Origin of the sequence: Cytobacillus oceanisediminis (genome assembly GCF_003182355.1) — a bacterium.
Taxonomy (GTDB): domain Bacteria; phylum Bacillota; class Bacilli; order Bacillales; family Cytobacillaceae; genus Cytobacillus; species Cytobacillus oceanisediminis_A.
Window position 1 is genome coordinate 162,696 of the sequence record NZ_QGTW01000010.1, and the last position, 22,227, is coordinate 184,922.

Here is a 22,227-nt window from a genome sequence, read left to right on the forward strand (position 1 = left end):
TCTTGAAATTATCTTTATTATAATTGAAACATTTTTACGCCATTTACGTACTTATATATAGGGAGAAAAGGAGGTGCGGATTATGAAAATTATACATATTACACATAGATGCAGGTTTCTTTTTTTACTTCTTTTTCTCCTTATTTTCATTATTTCGATCGTGGGCTGTGAACAAGCAGAAAAGACTGAGATTCAGCCAGAATCAAAGCAGGAAGATCAATCTTCGGAAGTGTCCGTATCTCCAGCTGAATATAAGAAAGATAGGATAGTACCTATCAAAGCTATAGCAGAGGAGTTCCAGGGAGCAAATGGCTGGCTCAGCGATGAAATAATAGTTTACACTGTAAATGCAGGAACCAAATCAAGTGTGTACGTTTATAACTTATTTACCGGAGAGCAAAACCTTCTTTTCGAAAGTTCGGCGCCTATTGCCACGGTTACGATAAGCCCAACCGGAAAATACGTGCTGATTCGGTCGTCTCCAGGCACTTATGAAAATATCTTGACGGTTGTAAAAGGAAATGGAAAAGTTCTAATGAATGAAAGTCTATCATCATTTGATCTTGCTGTTGAATGGAATCCTTATAATGAAGAGTCCCTTTTAGTTTCCTCATTTACAGAGGATTGGGATTTTACTTCCTTCCATATGGATATTGAGACAGGCAGCCTTCAAGAACTCAAAATCAGGGAACCCTTTGCCAAATGGGCTAAGAATGGTCAATTATTATTTCTTGGCTGGGACAGTGAAGACCCGTCTCTTTTTGCTCCTTTAATAATGCAATCTATTAATGGGGATAATGAAACAGAGGTTATGGATAACATTTTTCAATTTGATGCAGCAAAAAACAGAGTTATGACCATTACGGTGCCGTCAGATGAATCGGAACAAGCTGTTTATACGTTCATGGATAATAATTTCCGTAAATTGTCGTCACTTACAGTCCCGCATTTAACAAGATTTTCTGACTGGCTGGTACCTTATTATGATTGGGCAGAAGGTAATTTCATAACCTTCCAGCCTCTCTATAGTGCCGAAAGTGATATGTATGCAGGCGGTTTTCAGCTTATTGCATTTGACAGTGAGACGGGTGCTAAAGAGGTTGTGATGGAAGGAATGGAAAATACGCCAATTAGCTGCTCTCCTAATGGCAAAGCCTGCTTAGCAGGTTTTTATCTTGAAGAGTTAATTATTCTCGATAGCAAGGAAAAGGTTCCGCTAGTGGAGAATAAAGGAATATAAAGTAATACTAAAGGAGTCAGATTATGGCAATCGCAGATGTTACAGTAATTCCTATTGGAACAGAAACACCAAGTGTCAGCAGTTATGTAGCCGATATACAGCGTGTATTGAAAAAATACGAAGAAAGCGGAAAAATACGTTTTCAATTAACACCAATGAACACCATCATAGAAGGCGAGCTTCCCGTATTGTTCGAGGTAATTCAAGCGATGCATGAAGTCCCTTTCGAAAAAGGGCTAATGAGAGTGGCCACGAACATCCGCATTGATGACAGGCGGGATATTAAAAGAAAAATGGAAGAAAAGGTCCAAAGAGTAGAAAGTCAATTAGAAAGCTAAAATAAAAGGGCTGCCCGTATAGGGCAGCCCTTTTATTTTAGTGAACCGCTGGGTATCCGCTGTTTATTAATGTCATAACAGCAAACCATCCGAAAACGGCAAAGGTTCCGGCAGCAAAAAACAATCCAAGGAAATTCTTGTTTTTAAGTGCGCTAATGGCACCAAAAGCTGCAAGAACTGCAACTAATGCAAAGATAATAGGTAGTCCCATTAAGATAGCCCCCTTTATTTCGTGATCAGCAGGCGAAAGCCATGTTAAAATCTTTTTTCAGGTAATATACCCTGTATGTAGTGCCTAAGTATACATTCGTAATTTATTTTATATTTTTTTTCTCTATTTGTCGAGGTCTAAAAATGACACTTGTATGTCATATGCTTTAGCAATGCCCTTTATTAAATCCTGTAAGTGCAGCTCAGAAAAGTAAATCTGGCCAGCATTAACATCCTTCGCAGTAAAAACCAAATGTTCCTGAAACTGATATTCAGCCATTCGAATGGCTTCGGCAGCGCCTCCTGTTATGAAGAAAGCGCAAAGGAGCTCTGAGTATAAATAATATCCTTTTGCAGATTTTAACCCAAAGTCATCAAAAGTTTCTCCCTTTTCGCCATTCATTATGTAATACAGCAGTGAAGTTCCTTCAAATAGGTCTGACTCTACCAGCAGGCTTTTTGCAAGTTCTGCTTGATCTTTGTTTTCATATAAAAAAAGGCATTTCTGAAAATCAAAGAATTCAGTTTCTTTTTTAATGAAATCCATAAATTCGGGCACTTCTTCAACAATATAGTTCGCTTCAACTCCATAAAGAACTTTCATATTATTCTCCTTCATCCAAGGTTTATACATTCCATTTAATTATGCAGCTATTATAGTGTAGAATAAAAGGTAACTTATACATCAATCGGAGGTGTCAGCGATGGAATGGAACCAGATTCCGCTTGGCCCATTGCAAACAAACTGTTATGTACTATCAAATGAAAACAAAGCATGCTTAATTTTTGATCCGGGTGAAGAAAGCGCAAAGCTTAGCAGCTTCCTTAAGCAAAAATGGCTAAAACCTTTAGCCATTGTTCTTACTCATGCCCATTTTGATCATATTGGTGCAGTAGACGATATTAGAGAAGAATTCGGCATCCCTGTATACATACATGAAAAAGAGGCAGAATGGCTTCCTGATCCAGCCTTGAACGGCTCACACCTTTTCAAAGTTGGCAAGCTTATCAAAGCCAAGCCCGCAGATCATATTATAACGGGTGAAAAAGAATTAAGCATTGGGGAATTTACATTTACAATTCTTGAAACACCAGGTCATTCCCCTGGCAGTATTTCTTTATATTTTAAGGATGCAGAGCTCGTAGTTGCAGGAGATGCTTTATTCAATGGCAGTATTGGCCGCACAGATCTGCCGGGCGGCAATCATCAGCAGCTGCTGGACAGTATCCATGCCAAACTCTTGACCTTACCTGAAGAAACCGAAGTGCTTCCAGGACATGGGCCCGCTACGACGGTTGGACAGGAAATGGATTCAAATCCGTTTCTGAATGGATTCTAGAAAAAATAGAAAAGCCCTTCTCCAAATGAGAAGGGCTTTTCTGGGGGATGTTTTATTCATATAATGGGAGGGGATATAGTTAAGCTACTACTTTAACAATATAACACAGAAAACACTATGTCAATAGTGAAAATAGATAAATAAAACAATATAATTGGCTGTTATCAACAACGTTTTTTATGCAGATTCCACTCAGAAAAAAGGAGTTAATATGCTGAATTATATAAAGAATTATATTGGGAATTCCACATTAAGAATGATTAGCTATGCCGAGTATATCCAGCAGGCTCTTTATCATCCTGTATACGGATACTATATGAAAAGTAAACCCAAAATCGGTCCTGAAGGCGATTTTATAACATCCAGCAATATATCTGATATTTATGGAAAGACAGTCGCAAAGTGGTTTTATAATGAGGCCTGTAATAACCATCTGCCTTTTCATGTTTGTGAAATCGGGGGAGGAAATGGGCGCTTTGCCAAGGCATTTATTAATGAATGGAAATTGCTTACAGATGGGCAGCTTCAATACTATATATTGGAAACGAGCCCTTATCACCGCCAGCTGCAGCAAGAGCAAATTTCATTTTCAGATCATATCAGGCAAATAGAAAGCCTTGATGAATTATCGCCATTTAAAGGCCTGATTTTTTCAAATGAATTGTTTGATGCTTTTCCTGTTCATGTAATTGAAAAAAAAAGTGACGGGCTGTATGAGATGATGGTGATGGTTAAAGAGGGGCAGTTGGCCGAAGTGGCTGTTCCTTTAAATAATGAAGATATTCTGTTCTTCCTTGAGGAAAGCGGCTTAAAGTTGAGTAATGGACAAAGGATTGAAATTCCTCTGCAAATGGAAAATATGATAAAATACATAGCTGAATCACTGGAGCAGGGAATGGTGTTAACAGTAGATTATGGGTATTCAAATGAAGAGTGGCAGGAGCCTGCTAGAAGAGATGGGAGCCTGCGGGGATATTATAAGCATGCGCAAATAAATAATATTCTTAAGCATCCTGGTGAAATGGACATCACCAGCCATATCCATTTTGACTCGCTGATCCGGATTGGCGATCAATATGGTTTAAAATTTATTCAAAAGCTTAGGCAGGATGAATTCTTGCTATCAACAGGAATTTTGCAGGAGCTGGAAGACCACTATGACCCTAATCCATTTTCAGAGGTCAGCAAAAGAAACCGGGCTATAAGGAGCCTGATTATGCCTTCCGGAATGAGTTCGGCATTCCATGTCATCCTTCAGCATAAAGGGGTAGAAGCCAAATAAAAAAGCGATGAAGATTCATCGCTTTTTTATTAAGTATAAATGCTATTATTGCACGTGGGCTATTAGTGGCCGCCCGCGCCTGGAGTCATCATAAAAGTTGACCAGTAAGTGAAGCCTACGAAGAAAACTGTTAGGTACGCTCCAAAAACATAAATATACATACGTTCGGAAAGCTTTAAGTAGCTTAAAAGCAGGAAAAATCCTGTTTGGCCGAAGAAAATCAGGGACGTTGTATACATATCGCCCAAGTAAAACATAACGGCGAAAATTCCCGTCCAGAATCCTAATACTCTGTACATACGATCCATATGTATCCCTCCTTTTACCCTTACAAGTCCATCACTACAATATTATAAAGTAAATGCTTATTAAAAGTAAATAATCTTTCTATTTACTTTCCCACAATTGCCTGGTAGGTGCAAGTGTCACAGCCAGTCAGCATATTTCCTTTTTCAACCAATTGTATGGAATCAAACAAACTTTCAAACATTCCCTTCAAAAATTCAAAATGCATATTGCAAACAGGCTCTGCATGTTTGGCTGCTACCTCTTTAAATGGGCAATTATAAATTTGGAAATATACTTTAGACTTTTCTTCATTAGTATCAAATACCGGATGTAATCCTGAAAGATTTGCTGCATGTTTTAAAATATTTAATTTCTGGTCAAAAGTAAGTTCTTCAAAGCCGGAAAATCTTTTAAGCTCCTGATTAATTAACTCTTTGCCAAACTTCTTTCCTGTAGCATATAACGCTCTTCTGCTTTCTTCGCCTAATTCAAGCATAGTTTCCATTGCAATTTTCGCAAGAAGCTGATAGTCCCTATAAGGAAAATGCAGCTGGATTACATCATCAGACAAGCGATATAACCGGCTTGGCCTTCCGCCTTTGCCTGTTTTCTTCGTTTCAGAAATGAGCATATTTACATCTTCCAGCTTCGATAAATGCAATCTTGCTACATTGGGATGGATGCTGAAGTTATCAGCAATCTCCTGAACGGTTACATCATTGTGCCTTTTTGTAATGTATTGATAAATATAATAGCGAGTTGGATCGGATAACACATTTGTAATTTTTAATGTCTGTTCCATTTTATTTTCACCTCAAAAAGGTTTTTTTAGTCCCGTTGTACGGGCAGTTCCATATCCCGAGAAAGCAGGGCCATGAAGTAGGCTATTGGGAAACTGCACGCTAAAAAGCCTGATTTCTAAACTTTACTGCGTTGCTTTCTCCCATTATAATACAGGCGGTGCAGGTTAACACTGTAATCACTATAAGTTTAGAAAATGTTCACAATTAATTTTTTATTCGGCTGCCAACAAATGTACAAAAGTCATACAAAAGATATCAATACTATTGATGAAATAAGAAAATAAATAATTGTGAGGTGAAGAGGAACGAGCCAACTGTTCTTTTTTCACGTATCCAGCTGTACATCCTGCAGAAAAACAAAGCAATGGCTGACTGCCCATTCAAATGAATTTGTAGAAAGGCATCTCTTCAAGAATACTCCCTCTCCAAGAGAAATAAAAACACGAAAAAAAGAAGGGAGCAAGATTAGCTACCTTCTGAGAAACAACTGGGCTAGCAGGACTTGATTAATCCCCATGAACGGCTTCCTGAAATACCACGTGTATTCACTCCGCAGACACATTTAATTGAATTTTTCCTTCAGTAAAAGCTTCATTGTTAAAATTTAGTTAAATGTGTTGATCCGAACCTACGCATGACGGAGTCAAAGTCCGTTGCCCGTTGAATAAGCTCCAAGAAAAACATCACTGAATGATCATCAAGAAAAATCACCGGCATATTTAATTGCATTTCGGAATGGGCTTCAGAGAGAAAACATCAAAGAAATGTAGTTAAATATGCCGATTACTCCTAAGTAGAGTTAAAAATAAGAAGCGAAAAAAAGAAAGAAAAAGGAAGCATGATATCTTCCTTCCATAAACAACTGGGCTAGCAGGATTCGAACCTACGCATGACGGAGTCAAAGTCCGTTGCCTTACCGCTTGGCTATAGCCCATTGAATTAAATGCCTTTCGGCTTGTTACGATAATATTTTTAGATATCTCCCATTTTTTTATTCACAAATTCGCCAAAAATTTATGCCGTTAAGAAGAGGAAATGCTCAGAATAAGTCGAATACATTTATTACATTAAAAAAAGGTGGTGTTATAATCAATTGAGCACAATCGAACGAATTGCTGAGCGAATCATTAAAGATGCCGTTAGAATCCATGCCTCAGACATTCATATTATTCCCCGCAGAAAAGACACTCTTATCCAGTTAAGATTTGGCAGCAAACTGGCCCCAAGGCTTTATCTCCCTAAAGAAGAATGCGACAGACTGATTTCCCATTTTAAGTTTACTGCTTCAATGGATATTGGTGAAAAGAGGAGGCCGCAAAGCGGGGCTTATTCTCTGGAAATCGATGGACAAATGATTGGACTCCGTTTTTCAACTCTTCCATCCAGCCACAGTGAAAGCCTTGTAATCAGAATTCTTCCCCAGCAGGAACAAATTCCTTTCTTTCAAATCAGTCTTTTTCCGAACATGACCAGAAAAATGCTTGCACTGCTTAAGCATGCCCACGGACTTATAATTTTCACCGGTCCAACCGGAAGCGGAAAAACCACGACCTTGTATTCCCTATTAAATGAGACTTCCCATATGTTCCACAGAAATGTCATAACTCTGGAAGACCCCATTGAAAAAGTAAATGACATGGTTCTCCAAGTTCAAGTTAATGAAAAAGCTGGCGTTTCCTATGCTGCGGGTTTAAAGGCCATTCTTCGCCATGACCCAGATATTATTATGGTTGGAGAGATCCGGGATGCAGAAACAGCAAAGATAGCAGTAAGGGCTGCTCTGACTGGTCATTTAGTCCTGAGCACAATGCATACAAGGGATGCGAAAGGGGCTGTGTATCGTTGTAATCCTTCAGAAAGTTTGAGATATCGTCATAAAGGATGAGACAACTCCACAAAGGTTGAGACACAAACCAACCAAAACCCTTGGTACATCAACCACTAAATTCACAAAGATTGAGACAGCCAAAAAAGGGTCAAATGAGCTAAGTTAAGCTACCTATATTTCTCCTATCTCAAGCTTTATGAACTAAATTAGAATCACAACCATTGAGATATAGTGTACTTTTGTTCGGAATGATTGAGATAAGACAAATAAAAAAACAATAAAGATTGAGATAGGATAACGCGATGAACCCTATATTAGAAATTAATCACCCTAAGTGGAGCTATTGTTATCATACCTCTAAAACATTCTAACTTAGAAGGCTCGATTATTTTTTTCTAAAAACCTGAGATGAATTTTAAAAGGAAGGAGTAAAAGTTTTTATGGCAAAGAATTTTCAATCTAAGGTCGAAATAATGAAAAGGCATACTACAAATTATACTTTATTGAAAATCATTAAGGAGCTACATAATCGAAAAGGTGGAACTGGTTTATGGTCCGAACTGGTTTTATCTTGCTCCAAGGTTAGTGCTAAAGAGAAGAGTAAAAAAGGATTTTAATAAACTATGCTTCCATGAACTTGAACGGCTTTGCCTGAAAACCTTATTTAGAAGCTCCTGACCTTCCTCTGCAATTATTATCATCACTCCATACATTTCTTACCCAAGAGACAATAAAATCGCTCTCAGCCCCTTGTTGAGCCTAATGGAGAGTGAACAGTTATCACCTTCCAACGGAGCTGGTCTTGAAATACACCGAGAAAAGGAATTGTAAATAGGAAGTATAAAATCATTATAAGAATGAAGTGAAGGAATTGAACTAGTAAGGACCTCTAGCATCGGTTTATAACCAAAATCAAAAAAAGATACCATAAAATAGAAAAATATATTAATCTAGTAATTAGAAAATAAAAAAATTGGCAAAAGGAAGAACCATGAGAAATTCACAAAAAACTAAAAGAAACACGAATGCGGACAAGGACTATATGGTTCCTTTAAAGCTATATGATGATATGGCAAGTCAGGTAAAGGATGGACGCTTTTCTAGATACTTAAATAAGTTAAATGAAACGAAATTATCATGGTTGGTGAAATTTTTAGGAAACCTATTCTTTGCATTGATTTTACCTTTAAATTATCCGCTATTGGTTATAGCCGGCTTATGGATTGTTGAGAAAATTGTTCAATCTTATCAAGAAAAGTTTACACTCGATTTTAGTACATATATTTGGGTATTTATCATATATCTATGCTTATTTTCATTAAAAGCATTTTATCAACAAATACAAAAAAACTTTGTAAGCAGGGAGATTCATCTTATATGGGCAATAAATTATAAAGGGTTTATAAAAAATCCATTTTATTCTATAGAGGCTTCAGGGAAATATTCTGAGGATTTTAATAAGGTGTTAACTTATTTTGCAAAGGCAGTTGTTGATGCAAAAGTAGAGGAATATAAAAAGGAAAATAGTGAATTAACCGAGCTGATTAAAAGGTTAAGGGAGCTCACTCATTTTCCGAATGATGTTTTTGAATCTCTGTCTAGACAAATTGAAGTGATTACAGATTTTGCAATTGATAAAGAAGCAGATAGGAATAATTTTTCCCATGTCTTGGATAGGGTGCTTTCTGAAATGAGTTCAGTGGAAATTCTTAAACCTTTAATGAAACAGGCAACAATTATGTTAATAAATGAAGTAACAGGGAATTTAAAAATTGAAGGACAATATAATATTCCAAATGGTGTTATAAACTCCAAAGAAATATCTATCGGCGATAAATTCGCCGGTAAAGTGGTTCAAGGAAAAGAAATAGTTTGGATTCCGGATGTATCAGAAGAAGGAGCAAGGGTAAAGTATGGCTTTGAAGAAAATTCATATCGCGTTTATAAAGGTATTATAGGAATACCGATAATTCCTAAAGATGCCGAGAAAGCAATTGGTGTAATTAATTTACATTCCAATGCAATACTTGAGGAAAGCGAAACAGAAAAGTATGCATTAACAAAAATAATTGAGCCATATGCACAATTAATTGTTTCAGCAAAAAAACTTTGTTAATTCCTATACATTTTTTCTCGTGTTGTATAAAATATAATAAAAGTAGGGGGTGACTGGCTTGAGTATTTTTAAGAATATTTTTAGCAGGAAGAAAAAGGTTAACGAACAACCAGTCATTGCAGCATCTCGGCAACAGATTATTACAATTCCAATCGGAACTCGCGTGCCGAGAAACAAAGAAGTGGATGATTTAATTAATAAAGCATTAGAAAAAAACGCAAAGAGAATGAAAGAACTGGAGCAGGTGTTTAGATAAAATGAATTTTTTGAACTGGGGGACTAATTTTATTTAGTCTCCTTTCCTATTTTATCTGTGTTAGGGATGTAACAATGTCTTTTGTTTGAAATTTCGATGGTAAGTTCAAAGGTAAATACCTTTACATAATAATGAGACAGGGATTTCGGAGGAGAACATGGTCAGCACAATCATAAAAGAAGAAGGTTTGGACGTTGAGTATAAACTTCATATTAAGGGACTTGATTCAGAGGATTTAGTTGCATTCGCAAATTCTGAACAAGGGGGAGTAATATATATAGGGGTTCAGGAAGAAAGGGACATAGATGGGAAACAAAAGGGGAAAGTAGTTGGGCATAAAATTAGTGACGGTTTTAAACTGACCATCCTGGATAAGGCACAAAGTTGTATACCGCCCGTCAATATTACTGTTGAGACATTAGAAATGGATGGGAAAGACATATATAAAATTAATATCCCCTCTGGAATTTATAAACCTTATTGTACAAAAAGCGGTACCTACAAAGTAAGAGGGGATGGGCAGAACCATGCCTTAACTCCGAATCAATTACTAAGTATGTTTATGGAGAACGAACGAGAAAAATTCATAGAACGTTTTAAAGAAGCTACAACTGAATTGGAAGATGTAATGTCACATTTAAAAGTTGAGGTTACAAAGCAGACCTCAATAATCGTTGAAGATATTAAAGAAATGGGAGTGGAACTCAAACATCAAATGGAGTTAGTTGGAGACACTGCTGACAATGTTGAAATGAATGCTAGTTCAATTGAGAGCACTGTCGAAGAGATTGACTCAACAACCACTGATATCTGGCACTACCTTAAAAGGTCATTATTTCAAATCCCAAAACTTGATTCAAAAATAAATGATTTGATGGATAAATTTGAAGTATCTGATACCTTTGAAGTTCAACAGTACGTTTTAATAAGAGAAGTTATAAACAACTTTATAACCCCATCAAACGCAAAAAGATATTCTGATGCGCGTTATGCGAAAAAACAAGTTGACTTACTTAAAGATATTTTTCCTAGTTTTCATAGAGATGAAATTAAGAAAATCTTTATGGAAGTAGTCACAGAGAAGACAAGGAGTAATTTTTAAATTACTGTTAAGTAAATAAGAAGGAATAGAAATACACACAGGCAGGTAAGGTATGAAAATATATAATAGAGACTATCACCAGATAACAGAAGAAGAACGAGAATTATGGGAAAGAGTAAAAAGGGATGAAATATGGGCAAGTGATGGTGGGAATTTTCAGATTACAGTCAATAAATGGAGCGAATATCCTAAGGCAGTCAGACATTGGCTCAGTCTTTTTCCAAATCATTTTTTAGACCCAATTGATTTGAGAAAAAACGAAAAGCAAATCAACAACATGCTTTATCAATTTACTTCTCTTTTAGATGAAAGCTCAACAAATGAACAAGCTCTTTTGAGGTATATCAAGGAGCAAAAAGCCTATTATATTGTTGGGTCAATATTCACAGAATTTTCTTTTGGGCATCATGGAGCATATATTTTCCCTGAATTTCAGATTGGGAATTCATACAAGGTAGATTATTTATTAGTTGGGGAATCTTCTGGAGGATATGAGTTTATATTTGTTGAGTTCGAACATCCACATAATAATATTTTCATGAAAGATGGACAATTGGGAGAGGCATTCAGAAAAGGATTAAACCAGTTACAGGACTGGAAAATATGGCTTGAAGAATACTTCCCTTCCTTTAGTGAAACCTTTGAGAAAGCAAAATCTAAAAAGAACACTCTTCCCCGTGAATTCTTTAAGATGGATAGCAGTAGGTATCATTATGTAGTTGTTGCAGGTCGTAGGAGTGATTTTCAACTGAACAGCGAAAAAACGTATAGGATTAAAAGAGAGTATCTTGAACGGAAGATACATTTATTGCATTATGACAAATTATTCGAAATGACAAAAAAAGTGATTCAAAGTGGGAATTTTTAAAATGGATTGATATGCAAAAAGGATGAAGGCACGAAGGATACAGATAGAACCATAGCATGTCTATGTTATAACTCGAATAAAAGGTTGAGGAGAATTCGAATGAAATATATAGTCGATAGTATTATAAATTATGTTAAAAAAGAAAACACGAACTATGCCATCCTTTTAAACGGAAAATGGGGAAGCGGCAAGACCTTCTTTTGGGAAAATGATATAAAACCCGCAATTGAGAGCACTTTAATAAATGACAGACAACAAAAAACTAATTATATTTCTCTTTATGGCATATCAAGCCTTGAGGAAATTAATAAAAGAATTGTATTGAATGAACTTATAACAAAAAACCAAAAGGTTCAGGAATTGGCGGACAGTAAATGGGGTGGGAGAGTTACTGAGTTAGCAAAAATGGGGCTCGGATTAGTCAAGAACCTCGATATACCTGTTCTTAAGGAAGTGCTAGAGACCAGTGTGAATTATGAGAATCTTTTAGATTTCACAGATACTGTATTATGTTTTGATGATTTGGAAAGAGCGAACATAGATATCACAGATATCCTTGGCTATATTAATAATTTTGTAGAACATGACGGAGCAAAAGTGATTATTATTGGCTATGAAGATGAAATAGCAGAAAAACTGATTCATCGAAATTTAGAGATGAAAATGCTCGTTTCTTCAGTTGTACTGGATAAAGAAGGGGGATTTTCCCAGAATCAAATCCAGCAAAGGGGAAGCTCCTCCGTTCAGCAAGTTTCATCAAGTGAATTAATTAATGATAAAATGAATTCTTTATTCCATAGAAGCAATGAATATAAGCGAATTAAAGAAAAACTAATTGGGAAAACATTAACATTGGAACCAAATACTAATGAGCTCATTGATAGTATTGTTAACCGGGTAGTAGATGAAGATTTAAAAGAATTTCTAACAAAAAACCAGGAAAGTATTGTTCGTGTTTTCAAGGATAGTGGTACTGAAAATATTCGAATTCTAAAGCAGGCGCTGGATGATTTTGAATTGATATATCTGAGATATAAAGAAGAATATAATGAGTTGGGAGTAGAAGTTCTTTTATCCATTTTGGTCTATACTTTAGCTGTGTCTTTTGAAATTAAATCAGAGCAGGAAGGAAATAAAGACCTGGAACTGGCAACTTCCGATACCCTGTTCCTGATTAGTTTTAGCAAAATGAACAAGGACCACAAGGAATCATATATTGAGAGTTTTATCAAGAAATATTCTTTAGGAACAACGAATCCTCAACAGATTGTGTTCTTCCCCTTTGTAGAGCGACTAGTGCGAAGAGGTATTTTGGATTTAGAACAGTTTGAGGGTGAAATGCAGGTTATACGTGCAAAAATGGGTCAGGATACGCCATTATATATTCGATTACTTAAAGATGGTTTTTATTACTTGACGAATGAAGAATTTGCCCAAGCTGTTCCACAAGCTTACGAGAAATTATCCAAAGGCGAAGTACCTTTTGTTTTGTATTTTAACGCATTTAATCTTTTTCGTTATTTTATTGAAAAGGGATTGATTCAAGAAGATTTAGTGGAAGTAAAAAAAGTATTATTAGACGGTTTAAACATTGCTGCAGAGCGGTCGGAATACTACCCTAATATGGACACTTTCTTCATTGGCACAAAAATTGAACCAAAAGATGAAGATTTATTGGAATTTAAAGAAAAAATTATTTCCATAAATAAGGTGCTTCAGACGAAATCAGAAGAACGGCAAATACAGGAACTAATGACATATCTCGAAACTGATTTTACAAAGTTTTTAAGAGAAATGAGAGAGAGGTACTATTATGTTCCTGTTTTTAATAAGTACAGTGTAGATGATTTATTTAATAAAATTATTACCCTTTCCAACCCAGACACTAATACATTCTTAATTCTATTAGAGAAAAGGTATGAGAATATTGGAGAGAATTTACAATTCAAATTATATTTAGAAAAAGAGCCTTTGAAAGATTTAAAGACAAAAATCGAATCGTTTATCCATGAAAAAGAAGTGACATTGAAAGTTTCACTGTTAAAGGAATTAATTCAAACCATTGATAAGATGCTTGATATCTTAGAGGAATCGAAACCCAAAGAGGATACAAGCAATACATGAAGTGATTCACAGAAAAAACTAAAATAAAGGAACTGTGTAAGGAAAATTAATATAAATATTGAAAAAAAAGTCAATATCAAGAAAAAGACATAACGTAAAAAATGACAGGAAGCTAAACGCTTTACTGTCATTTTTTGCTTTTTTATTTTCGAAGTTTATGCGCAGCTACTAGTGATAAGTCTGTAACAGGGTTATCAGAAACAATAAATGATTTTTTATAGTTAGGATATTTATTCACAACTTCTTCGTATGTGCCGGTATCTTTTATAAACTCTGGTTTGAACATGAAACATTTTGCATGTTGAATTTGTGTTCCAAAAGTATCAGTATGTACCTGGTCTGTTCTTTTAAATGGTATAAGGCATACCACACAATGTGGTTGAATCTTTTCCTTTTTCATTACTTTCCCTCCTCCCATATTTACAACATACTATACACGGGAGGGTTTATCTTAAAAAATCAAATAAATACATATTTCTTTCACAATTGCAAAAGGGATGAAGTAATCAATGAATGAAGAATTATCTACGATGCAACTATTATATGGCAAGAAAATTGATTTAACAAAAAAATGAATACAAGTACATTAGTTTTATATTGTTCTAAGGTTTTTTATCACCGAACTTAAGCAGAAGCTTTGAAAAGAAAAAAAATCAAAGAGTAAAAATAGTACAAATGTTTGGACTATTTGAGGTTTAATGTTAAAATATTACTATAAATTACGAGGAGGTATTCCAATGAGCAATAAAGATAATGGAAATCATAAAGGACATGATAATCCAAGAAACCCTCATCATCCTGAAAATCCTAAACCGGATAAGCCAAAGGATAGAGACCCAGACAGAAATCCTCCTGGTGTAGGGAAAGAAAAGAAGTACGGGTGAAACGCATTCCCTCTTGAGTATTCTCAAGGGGGAATTTTGTTAGAGAGGGGGATTTGATATGAACTATCAGACTTGGTTTGAGAGAAGACCTGAATTATTAGAAGAAGAAATTCATTCATTTATAGAACAAGATTTGAATTTCCTATTAGATGAGCAGGTAAAAAAGGATATGCGGGGTATTGTTTTTAAAGGAACGGTTGATGTTAATGGTGAAGAAGTCGAGTTGGAATTAATATATCCTTCTGAATTTCCTTCACAGCGCATTGTAATTAAAGCAAGTGAGAGAAATCTATTCCGCCATCAGAATCCTTTTGAAAAAAACTTATGTGTCATTCCACACGACCAATATGGCTGGGATAGCTCCATGACAGGAGCCTTTATGGTAAAACAAGCGATTCGATTGCTCGAAGATATTGAAACAGGTGTGGAAGCTGTAGAAAAAAATGAAGTTGAATCCCCTGAACCTTGGTCAAACTATCTTCGATTTGAAAACGTGCCATTATTTATAACTGAGCATCTTCCGGACTCTCTAGGAGAAACAGGAACATTTACTATAGCTAGGTATTTTGGTCATTACTATGAAAACAAAGAACAAGTTACCTTCCAAGATTATCATTACGTTTTAGAAGGAATAAAGCAGCTAGGCGAACAGTTTGAACTGCCCAAGACGTTGCCTTTTCAAAGATGGAATAAGCCATTCCCGTTGGAAAATGGATTATGGTTTCATTTGAAAGAACCTCCAAACTTCAACATTTATGAACCAAAAGCAGTAGTAGAAGAATTGGGACATATGTATGGTGAAAGCAATAAAGACGTTGCACAATTAAAAAGTCAAATTAACAAATATAAGTTTGCACAACTGCCTAAAAATAAAAAGGGAAGAGACCAGCTCCCTCCACATTTCGCGTTTATTTTTGATGAGGAAAACTACGAGAGAAATCAATACAGGAAAGCATTTATTTGGGGTGTTTATGATTTTAATACAAAAAGCATAAAGTATTCAAAACCACATTACCTTACAAAAGATGAGCATTTCAAACGGATTCCAGAATTAACTTCATTAGATAGCAAAAGGGTTCTTATAGCTGGTTTAGGTAGCTTAGGCTCGGCTGTTGCATTGGAATTAGGGAAAAGTGGGGTTGGCTCCTTGATGTTAATGGATAAGGATATGTTGGACGTTGGAAATTTAGTTCGCCATACTGGAACGATTGATTATGTTGGAATGCGAAAAACGAAACTCCTTGAGGAACAAATACTGTCTCACTATCCGTTTGCACATGTCGAAAAGTTAGACTACTTTATCGGTCATGATGTAGAAGTGATGGAGAGAATTTATCAAAAAGTAAGCGAAGTGGATTTAGTCATAAATCTAACGGCTGAAGAAAGTGTCATAAGAATCTTCAATCGTCTAAGCTTGGAGTTGGACAAGCCTGTCATTCATGGCTGGATTAGTAATGGTGCATGGGGAGGAAGGGTTCTTAGAACAATACCTATGCAGACTGGCTGTTATCTTTGTGAAAGTGAACAGGACGATATTACGGTAGCAAGTTCGCCTATAGAGGAAATATATCCAAGGGGGTGTGGTTTTCCGACTTTTGCTGGTGCATCATTTGATATCTATGGAATAGCCACACAAACTGTTCGAATGGCAGTGGATACACTTCTTGAACGAAAGTTGGATTATGACCATATCATTGTACAAAATTACCCTTATCCAAAAGTTGAAGTGTTTCCTCATAAAAGAGATAAAGATTGTCCGCTTTGCGGGGTTAAAGCAGAATGAATTTAGAAGACATTTTTATAAAAAGAGATGCATTGTCTTTCATTGAAAACGAAGTGAAGAAGACGGACAATGAGGTAGAAACAGGTGGGATATTGATGGGTTATTACACAGTAAAGGATGAGGTTGTGATAACTCATTGTTCTGGTCCAGGACCAAAAGCAAAACACAGAAAATATTCTGTTACACTTGATAGCGCATATGCACAAAAATTCGTTGATGAAATATACTTACAAACGAACAGGAACATAACCTATATAGGCGATTGGCATAGTCACACATTTAATGACCTGACACCGAGCAGAACCGATAAAAAAGAGCTGAATAAAATCGCAAAAAATAGATTATCTAGGCTTGAAACGCCAATTATGCTCATCGTGTGCTATGATGACCAACAGCTTTTTAAGAAAAGTTTTTATTATAAGGAGAAAAAAGTGTGCGAATTTAAGAATTTATATACATTGGATTGTGAATGAGCCTTATCGGTGGGTTCATTTTTTTTTGTAAATATATGTCTAAAATATGCAATAATGAAAATATATGATTTTTGGTTACCTAGTGTTCTGCAACTTTCAAAAACTATTAACAAAATAAATTCTACTGTATAAACTCGCGTATGAAGCTTAGATGGAGGCGGTGAAATGAGCAGTCCGCTTTGGTTTCGGATACAGTTGCTTTTTTCAGCTTATTTTCCTTTATATTTAATATTATTTATTAAATTTGCTGATTTTGAAGCAATCTATTATTCATTAAAGTATTGGCGGTTCTTTAAAGAATTTTTCTTTTATGATTTAGACACAATTAAAGGCTTTTTAAGTGTCATGTCCATTGTGCTATTTCTCTACTCTTTATTTTGTTGTTTTTACATTATACGAGAGATTGTAAAAACTGAACGAAAAAGAATTGGACAATTTTCGATTAACATTAATAATGTAGAATCGAGAGATAAGGACGTTTTAGTATATTTAATGACATATGTTTTGCCGCTAGTAAGTTTGAACACCCAAAATATTAAAGAGGTAATAATATTCATCCTACTAATAGTCTTAATCATGTGGCTTTCTTTATATTCCGACTTATTGTACATCAACCCTTTGCTAACCGCCTTTAAAAGGAGATTGTATGCAGTTGAAACTACAAATGGAAAGGTAATTGTTATTTCTAGAAAGAAAAACCTTGATTATTACAAAGGAAAAGAACTGATGTGCTATCGATTGGAAGGAAAACAGATACTGATTGATAGCCCGTCAAGGGAGGGAAGTTAGTTATGCAGGAGCAAATTGAAGTTTTTAACCAGCAATTTCAGCCAATCATGAACACAGAACAGGATGCTTTCCGATTATACATCGTAGGAAAGAAACTTAAAGAGGGAACAACGTCCTCATATGATGATGTAGACCCGAAGGAAGTTATCATCGATGATTCCATTCAAGAATGGCTATTAAGGACAACTAAATCCATGTTATCAAGCCTTTTGGAATATGAAATAGTCAATATCCAGGATGTTGATGAAGGCGGAGAATCTATACGAAGATATATTCAAATGACAGAACTTAATCAGCTAGCCAGGTGGCAGGAAATCATAGTGCAGGACCAAATAGAAGGAAATGCACATCAATTGATTAATGATAGCGATTTTAAACCAAAGACAATTATCGCTTCTTTTCGGATTAATGACCAGACCATTTATTTTTTAAAAGTGATTTCTGAAAGTGTTCTAATGAAAACGAGAACAATTTGGAATTGGAATGTGGCTAGAGGGCAGTATGAATTGGATGAAAACACAAATAAAAGACTTTTTTTGGATGAACAATGGGATGGTATAATCTTTGAAAATAATGTGGTTCTATACAATGAGAGTAAAATCTTATCGTTATTTAAATATTATGAGAAATTCAGGGAAGCTGCAGAACAAGTTGTGGAAAACATAAAGGAACTCGGTTGGTTGTCTGAAGAGGCAGATTTATTACGCTTTATTGGTTCTCAAGTGAGCTTGCAAAAAAAATTGGCTCGTGCTGCTAATTATTCGTTTGAAGGTATCCAGAGGGATAGAGTAGTTAATCTTATCAACCAAGGAACCATAAGTTTGAACTTGGATGAAGAAGGCAAAATTGTATGTACGACAAAAGAGGAAGCGAAAGTTGTTGTGGATGTTATTTTAGATAATTTTGTAACATCGATGATTACCGATGAACGATATAGAGCTTTGAACAAATCAAGACTATAAAGGGATGGACAAGTGTCCGTCCATATATAAATAAGGATGTCATTATGTTTATCTATCAGCTTGTAAAGGAATATAAGAAGCGTTTTGGATTTAAAAATATCTTATTAAGAAATGTAAAGATGAACAAGTGGATTCTATTCTATTTATTAACGAGTGTTTGTTTCCCTATTATCATAAGTATTCTTTTTTATTTTGATTTGATAATATGGATGGTTTTGAGTATAGTAGTTTATTTCATAATCCTATACTTTGGCGGGGAACAACACAAAAAGAAAATGATTAAATTAAAACCAACTAATACTCTTGGTTACGATGTTCAACCTTTTAGAAAAATGCTTAGTGAAATTTTTTCAATAACATCAGACGAACAGTTATTAAGGTTGGATGAAATTATTAAAAGAGAGATATCAGCAGTAGAGTATAATCGAAAATATCCACTTTCGGATATCATTAGACAGTTATTTGTGGCACTTCTGATTACGGGTTTATTATCTTATGCATTTTTTGAAATCAGAGATGGGAATACAGAAAAAGCAACCCCTTTGTTAGCAGCATATATTTTAGTAATTGGTTTTACGATTACACTTAGTGGTTTCTTGAAACAAATAAGAGAATTCGGCTCAAGTTCCTACTTAAATGATATCTCCTTCCTTATACATCTCTCATTATTAGAGGTTTCGATACAAACAAATCCTAAACAAGAGTTAGAAGAAGACAATTACCACCTAGTTTTACCTTCACGAAAAGATAAACATAAATAATAGTGTTGAAGTAATAAAAATAACCACAGAAAATATATTTACTAATACCCTAACTTGGTGGAGGTAGGAAATGAAAACTCTTTCGGAATTAGTTACTCTTTATAATAAGAATTATGCAGGATATGAGGAATGGAAGTTAAGTGATTTTAGAAAAAAGACAAAACCTTTAGAAGAATTAATAAGAAATGCTGTATGGGGTTATTTACCTGATTTAAAAAGAGATTCGCATCAAAATCTGATTCCTAAAACCATATTAGAAAAGATGGTGAAAAGATTACTTGAACCAAAAATTATAGAGGAACTAAAAAAGTGCAAAAGATTTGATGACATCTTCACTATCGTTTACGAATTTAAAGTTCCAAATTTTAGTTCCTTGTGTGTGTATGACACGTCACTTAGGTTAGGAGCAATCTTTAATCTATATCCCGAAGTTGTTTATCTGCACAGAGGCGCTTTAGATGGCACAAGGTTGCTGCACCGTCAACCATGGCGAAAATATAATAACTATACAAAATTTTATGTTAGCAGTAAATCACAAAAAAAGGAAAGGTCTTGATTCTATTCTCAAGACCTCTTTTTTATTTAGCCATAAGTTATTAACCAGAATATATTTAGGCTTTCTTTATACCATGCACAATAAATTCATCAGAATCATTCGTTGTTGAAGAATAGAAAAGTTTTATTTCTTGGTTTCTTAATTTATTTACAATGCCTCCCCTGTTGAAGAGATAAAAACATTCATTTGAAGGTAATGTTAATTTTCCGTGACTATTCTCTTTGCCAAATGTTTGAGTTTCAGTAAACATCAAAGAATTAGATAGAAATATTGGCTGACTAAACCCCTGACCGAAAGGTTCTAGCAAATGAATATCATTATATATGCTGGTTGCAAAATATTGTGGAGAACACTCAGCAAAGAAGTGCTTTACAGGTTTAAGGGGTCCTTCATGCTGGGCAGATATTTGCATATTCTGTATAAAGTTATTTAGCAGTTCTGCATGGGGTTTAATAGAAAAACCTGCGGCAGCTTGATGTCCTCCAAATCTAGTTAGATGATTTTTACATCGATTTAATGTGTTGATAATTGAAAAAGGCGTTCCATTTACACTGCGGCATGAGCCTGTACCATTTTCAGAAATGACAATGGCGGGCTTATGGTATTTTTCTGCAATCTTTGATGCCAGGATTCCAATTAAACCATGATGGTAATTTCCATAAATGATAATGATATTATTATTTGCAAGGTTATTTACAGAAATCACTTTTTCGCATGATGCAAACTGCTCGGCGGTCAGTTGCTTTCTTTTTTGATTGAATTCGAAAAGGTTGGTAATATCTTTTGGATTTACCGTATTGTTGGTTAGTATTGCAACCGCATAATTTGGGTCATCAATTCGACCTAGTGCATTAAATATAGGAGCAATCTGAAAACCGATTGTGCCGCTATTAATCTGGTTTACTTTTAACCTTCTGATTATCTCTCTGAAAACTATTGAAGGGGCAACATTCATTCGTCTTAATCCTAACTTACAGATTATTCTATTTTCACCTTTTAGAGGCATTAAATCAGCGATAGTACCAAGGGTAGCTAATTCAATATACTCTTTTACTTCGGTATCCCAGTTCTGTTTTTTTAAGAGGCAAAGAGCGTGAACCAGCTTGAAAGCGACACCAGCACCGCATAGTTCAGGAAATGGATATAGATTATCGTGCCTTTTGGGATTTATAAAAGCGTAACAATTTGGATTTTCCCCTAATATTTCATGATGGTCTGTAACGATGACATCAATGCCTCTTTTTGCTGCCTCTCCCATAGCCTCATGAGCGGAAGAACCGTTATCCACAGTAATAATAAGTGAAACACCTATGCTTGCAGCTTCTGTAATTGCATAAGGTGAGATTCCATACCCTTCCTCACGTAATGGCAGTCTGTAAGAAACATCAACACCATTCTTTTTTAAATATTTATAAAGAATAGAAGTGGAGGTTATCCCGTCACAATCATAATCCCCGAATACCAGAATCTTTTCCTGTTGGTGAATTCCCTTTAAAATTCTATTCCCTGCTTTCTTCATATCGTTTAATAGGAAAGGGTCATGAAGATTATCAAACGATGGGCTGAAAATATTATATAGCTCCTCTGTATTTTCCATACCATGCAGAAACAGATATTGCATTAGAAGAGGATGACAATTGAAATACCTTGAATAGTAAATAATTTTATCTTTCTTTGGATGTTCCTGAAACGGAACATCATTATTAATCCAATGTATTTAAACCCCCTCCATTGCAGAACTTTCATATAGCCAAACCCAATCAGTTCCTTCGTAAGCTTTGAGATTCTTAAAATACCCTGAATCAGGAAGACAATCGGTACAATAATAGGATGCATATAATCCCTTTAAGCGTTCTTCGCTAATATTATATTTAAATGTTTCTTTTGGTATAGGAAAAGCTTCTCTTTTTAATTCAGCAGGTTTTGATAGATAAAAAAATAAATCAAACTCTTCTTCTTCTTCGACAATTGACATTTCTGGTATGAAGAATAAATGTCCACTTTTTTTGTGTTTAATAAGGAAGACCTTCAGCTCTAAGATGTTTTTAAACTCTCCCGTTGCTAACATTGTACTTAACTTCATCAAATCACTTCCTCAACTATTCTCAATTTCACCCCAATTGTTTCCAGGTATATTTCTTTTTAAACGCTGGTAGTAAAATATTTTAGAAATTTTCTTTTTTGCTAGCTTGCTAGCCGTATTATGAGAAAGAAATTTTAAACT

General features: G+C 35.1%; 23 protein-coding genes, 1 tRNA gene and 1 pseudogene. 17 read left to right on the forward strand and 8 right to left on the reverse strand.

Going from position 1 to position 22,227, the window contains the following annotated elements; translation table 11 throughout:
* Nucleotides 1–82: 82 nt before the first annotated feature.
* Nucleotides 83–1,240, forward strand: coding sequence for a hypothetical protein (locus DFO73_RS18410; protein WP_110066175.1), 1,158 nt, complete (start codon nt 83–85; stop codon nt 1,238–1,240).
* Between the two features lie 23 nt (nt 1,241–1,263).
* On the forward strand, nt 1,264–1,578 hold the full coding sequence (locus DFO73_RS18415) for an MTH1187 family thiamine-binding protein (protein ID WP_110066176.1): 315 nt from the start codon (nt 1,264–1,266) through the stop codon (nt 1,576–1,578).
* A 37-nt stretch (nt 1,579–1,615) separates the two neighbouring features.
* On the opposite strand, the gene DFO73_RS18420 is transcribed toward DFO73_RS18415, so the two are convergent.
* Nucleotides 1,616–1,789: a DUF2759 domain-containing protein gene (locus DFO73_RS18420; RefSeq protein WP_110066177.1), complete on the reverse strand. Its 174-nt coding sequence runs from the start codon at nt 1,787–1,789 to the stop codon at nt 1,616–1,618.
* A gap of 123 nt (nt 1,790–1,912) precedes the next feature.
* Nucleotides 1,913–2,392, reverse strand: coding sequence for a hypothetical protein (locus DFO73_RS18425; RefSeq protein WP_110066178.1), 480 nt, complete (start codon nt 2,390–2,392; stop codon nt 1,913–1,915).
* Between the two features lie 100 nt (nt 2,393–2,492).
* Between DFO73_RS18425 and DFO73_RS18430 the strand changes: the two genes are divergently transcribed.
* Together DFO73_RS18430 and DFO73_RS18435 are read left to right on the forward strand one after the other, a co-directional pair.
* Nucleotides 2,493–3,128: an MBL fold metallo-hydrolase gene (locus DFO73_RS18430; RefSeq protein WP_110066179.1), complete on the forward strand. Its 636-nt coding sequence runs from the start codon at nt 2,493–2,495 to the stop codon at nt 3,126–3,128.
* A 211-nt stretch (nt 3,129–3,339) separates the two neighbouring features.
* On the forward strand, nt 3,340–4,410 hold the full coding sequence (locus DFO73_RS18435) for a class I SAM-dependent methyltransferase (RefSeq protein ID WP_110066180.1): 1,071 nt from the start codon (nt 3,340–3,342) through the stop codon (nt 4,408–4,410).
* Between the two features lie 62 nt (nt 4,411–4,472).
* Here DFO73_RS18435 and DFO73_RS18440 read toward each other — a convergent pair whose 3' ends face one another.
* The 3 genes from DFO73_RS18440 to DFO73_RS18455 form a co-directional block, all read right to left on the reverse strand.
* Complete coding sequence (locus DFO73_RS18440; protein WP_009332938.1) at nt 4,473–4,718, reverse strand: DUF2626 domain-containing protein; 246 nt, start codon at nt 4,716–4,718, stop codon at nt 4,473–4,475.
* An 83-nt stretch (nt 4,719–4,801) separates the two neighbouring features.
* Complete coding sequence (locus DFO73_RS18445; RefSeq protein WP_110066181.1) at nt 4,802–5,500, reverse strand: helix-turn-helix transcriptional regulator; 699 nt, start codon at nt 5,498–5,500, stop codon at nt 4,802–4,804.
* A gap of 863 nt (nt 5,501–6,363) precedes the next feature.
* Nucleotides 6,364–6,435, reverse strand: a tRNA-Gln gene (locus DFO73_RS18455).
* A gap of 159 nt (nt 6,436–6,594) precedes the next feature.
* Between DFO73_RS18455 and comGA the strand changes: the two are divergent.
* The 6 genes and pseudogenes from comGA to DFO73_RS18485 all read left to right on the forward strand — a co-directional run.
* A pseudogene (comGA, locus tag DFO73_RS18460) lies at nt 6,595–7,344 on the forward strand (competence type IV pilus ATPase ComGA); the annotation flags it as partial.
* 976 nt (nt 7,345–8,320) lie between these two features.
* Nucleotides 8,321–9,445, forward strand: a complete 1,125-nt coding sequence (locus tag DFO73_RS18465) for a hypothetical protein (RefSeq protein WP_110066183.1) — start codon at nt 8,321–8,323, stop codon at nt 9,443–9,445.
* A gap of 58 nt (nt 9,446–9,503) precedes the next feature.
* Complete coding sequence (locus DFO73_RS18470; protein WP_110066184.1) at nt 9,504–9,701, forward strand: hypothetical protein; 198 nt, start codon at nt 9,504–9,506, stop codon at nt 9,699–9,701.
* A 157-nt stretch (nt 9,702–9,858) separates the two neighbouring features.
* Nucleotides 9,859–10,803, forward strand: coding sequence for an RNA-binding domain-containing protein (locus DFO73_RS18475; protein ID WP_110066185.1), 945 nt, complete (start codon nt 9,859–9,861; stop codon nt 10,801–10,803).
* Nucleotides 10,804–10,855: 52 nt separating this feature from the next.
* Complete coding sequence (locus DFO73_RS18480) at nt 10,856–11,671, forward strand: Shedu anti-phage system protein SduA domain-containing protein (protein WP_110066186.1); 816 nt, start codon at nt 10,856–10,858, stop codon at nt 11,669–11,671.
* Nucleotides 11,672–11,770: 99 nt separating this feature from the next.
* Nucleotides 11,771–13,795, forward strand: a complete 2,025-nt coding sequence (locus DFO73_RS18485; RefSeq protein WP_110066187.1) for a P-loop NTPase fold protein — start codon at nt 11,771–11,773, stop codon at nt 13,793–13,795.
* Nucleotides 13,796–13,937: 142 nt separating this feature from the next.
* Here the strand turns inward: DFO73_RS18485 and DFO73_RS18490 are convergent, their stop codons facing one another.
* Entirely contained in the window at nt 13,938–14,195 is a 258-nt protein-coding gene (locus DFO73_RS18490) for a hypothetical protein (RefSeq protein WP_110066188.1), read from the reverse strand.
* 337 nt (nt 14,196–14,532) lie between these two features.
* On the opposite strand from DFO73_RS18490, the gene DFO73_RS28795 reads away from it, so the two are divergent.
* From DFO73_RS28795 to DFO73_RS18520, 7 genes are all read left to right on the forward strand, one after another.
* A complete protein-coding gene (locus DFO73_RS28795) occupies nt 14,533–14,679 on the forward strand; it encodes a hypothetical protein (protein WP_181396057.1) in 147 nt (48 codons plus the stop codon).
* A 58-nt stretch (nt 14,680–14,737) separates the two neighbouring features.
* Entirely contained in the window at nt 14,738–16,462 is a 1,725-nt protein-coding gene (locus DFO73_RS18495) for a HesA/MoeB/ThiF family protein (protein WP_110066189.1), read from the forward strand.
* The gene (locus DFO73_RS18500) at nt 16,459–16,935 is read left to right on the forward strand and encodes a Mov34/MPN/PAD-1 family protein (protein WP_110066190.1); all 477 of its coding nucleotides are present in this window, start codon (nt 16,459–16,461) and stop codon (nt 16,933–16,935) included. Before DFO73_RS18495 ends, DFO73_RS18500 begins: the two co-directional genes overlap by 4 nt.
* 165 nt (nt 16,936–17,100) lie before the next feature.
* Nucleotides 17,101–17,724 carry a hypothetical protein gene (locus DFO73_RS18505; protein ID WP_110066191.1) on the forward strand — a complete coding sequence of 208 codons (624 nt, stop codon included), beginning with the start codon at nt 17,101–17,103 and terminating at the stop codon, nt 17,722–17,724.
* 2 nt (nt 17,725–17,726) lie between these two features.
* Nucleotides 17,727–18,686 carry a Kiwa anti-phage protein KwaB-like domain-containing protein gene (locus DFO73_RS18510; RefSeq protein ID WP_110066192.1) on the forward strand — a complete coding sequence of 320 codons (960 nt, stop codon included), beginning with the start codon at nt 17,727–17,729 and terminating at the stop codon, nt 18,684–18,686.
* A gap of 44 nt (nt 18,687–18,730) precedes the next feature.
* A complete protein-coding gene (locus tag DFO73_RS18515; protein ID WP_110066193.1) occupies nt 18,731–19,447 on the forward strand; it encodes a hypothetical protein in 717 nt (238 codons plus the stop codon).
* Nucleotides 19,448–19,517: 70 nt separating this feature from the next.
* Nucleotides 19,518–20,003: a hypothetical protein gene (locus DFO73_RS18520; protein WP_181396058.1), complete on the forward strand. Its 486-nt coding sequence runs from the start codon at nt 19,518–19,520 to the stop codon at nt 20,001–20,003.
* Nucleotides 20,004–20,058: 55 nt separating this feature from the next.
* Here DFO73_RS18520 and recJ read toward each other — a convergent pair whose 3' ends face one another.
* Both recJ and DFO73_RS29420 read right to left on the reverse strand, forming a co-directional pair.
* Nucleotides 20,059–21,720 (reverse strand): single-stranded-DNA-specific exonuclease RecJ, encoded by a 1,662-nt coding sequence (gene recJ / locus DFO73_RS18525; RefSeq protein ID WP_375137334.1) that lies wholly within the window; start codon nt 21,718–21,720, stop codon nt 20,059–20,061.
* Entirely contained in the window at nt 21,721–22,086 is a 366-nt protein-coding gene (locus tag DFO73_RS29420) for a hypothetical protein (RefSeq protein WP_258309588.1), read from the reverse strand.
* Between the last annotated feature and the right edge of the window lie 141 nt (nt 22,087–22,227).

Excerpts from the sequence above, each read along its gene's own strand:
- DFO73_RS18410 (WP_110066175.1), top strand. The coding sequence starts at position 83 with ATGAAAATTATACATATTACACATAGATGCAGGTTTCTTTTTTTACTT.
- DFO73_RS18415 (WP_110066176.1), top strand. The coding sequence starts at position 1,264 with ATGGCAATCGCAGATGTTACAGTAATTCCTATTGGAACAGAAACACCA.
- DFO73_RS18420 (WP_110066177.1), bottom strand. The coding sequence starts at position 1,789 with ATGGGACTACCTATTATCTTTGCATTAGTTGCAGTTCTTGCAGCTTTT.
- DFO73_RS18425 (WP_110066178.1), bottom strand. The coding sequence starts at position 2,392 with ATGAAAGTTCTTTATGGAGTTGAAGCGAACTATATTGTTGAAGAAGTG.
- DFO73_RS18430 (WP_110066179.1), top strand. The coding sequence starts at position 2,493 with ATGGAATGGAACCAGATTCCGCTTGGCCCATTGCAAACAAACTGTTAT.
- DFO73_RS18435 (WP_110066180.1), top strand. The coding sequence starts at position 3,340 with ATGCTGAATTATATAAAGAATTATATTGGGAATTCCACATTAAGAATG.
- DFO73_RS18440 (WP_009332938.1), bottom strand. The coding sequence starts at position 4,718 with ATGGATCGTATGTACAGAGTATTAGGATTCTGGACGGGAATTTTCGCC.
- DFO73_RS18445 (WP_110066181.1), bottom strand. The coding sequence starts at position 5,500 with ATGGAACAGACATTAAAAATTACAAATGTGTTATCCGATCCAACTCGC.
- DFO73_RS18465 (WP_110066183.1), top strand. The coding sequence starts at position 8,321 with ATGAGAAATTCACAAAAAACTAAAAGAAACACGAATGCGGACAAGGAC.
- DFO73_RS18475 (WP_110066185.1), top strand. The coding sequence starts at position 9,859 with ATGGTCAGCACAATCATAAAAGAAGAAGGTTTGGACGTTGAGTATAAA.
- DFO73_RS18480 (WP_110066186.1), top strand. The coding sequence starts at position 10,856 with ATGAAAATATATAATAGAGACTATCACCAGATAACAGAAGAAGAACGA.
- DFO73_RS18485 (WP_110066187.1), top strand. The coding sequence starts at position 11,771 with ATGAAATATATAGTCGATAGTATTATAAATTATGTTAAAAAAGAAAAC.
- DFO73_RS18490 (WP_110066188.1), bottom strand. The coding sequence starts at position 14,195 with ATGAAAAAGGAAAAGATTCAACCACATTGTGTGGTATGCCTTATACCA.
- DFO73_RS28795 (WP_181396057.1), top strand. The coding sequence starts at position 14,533 with ATGAGCAATAAAGATAATGGAAATCATAAAGGACATGATAATCCAAGA.
- DFO73_RS18495 (WP_110066189.1), top strand. The coding sequence starts at position 14,738 with ATGAACTATCAGACTTGGTTTGAGAGAAGACCTGAATTATTAGAAGAA.
- DFO73_RS18500 (WP_110066190.1), top strand. The coding sequence starts at position 16,459 with ATGAATTTAGAAGACATTTTTATAAAAAGAGATGCATTGTCTTTCATT.
- DFO73_RS18505 (WP_110066191.1), top strand. The coding sequence starts at position 17,101 with ATGAGCAGTCCGCTTTGGTTTCGGATACAGTTGCTTTTTTCAGCTTAT.
- DFO73_RS18510 (WP_110066192.1), top strand. The coding sequence starts at position 17,727 with ATGCAGGAGCAAATTGAAGTTTTTAACCAGCAATTTCAGCCAATCATG.
- DFO73_RS18515 (WP_110066193.1), top strand. The coding sequence starts at position 18,731 with ATGTTTATCTATCAGCTTGTAAAGGAATATAAGAAGCGTTTTGGATTT.
- DFO73_RS18520 (WP_181396058.1), top strand. The coding sequence starts at position 19,518 with ATGAAAACTCTTTCGGAATTAGTTACTCTTTATAATAAGAATTATGCA.
- DFO73_RS29420 (WP_258309588.1), bottom strand. The coding sequence starts at position 22,086 with ATGAAGTTAAGTACAATGTTAGCAACGGGAGAGTTTAAAAACATCTTA.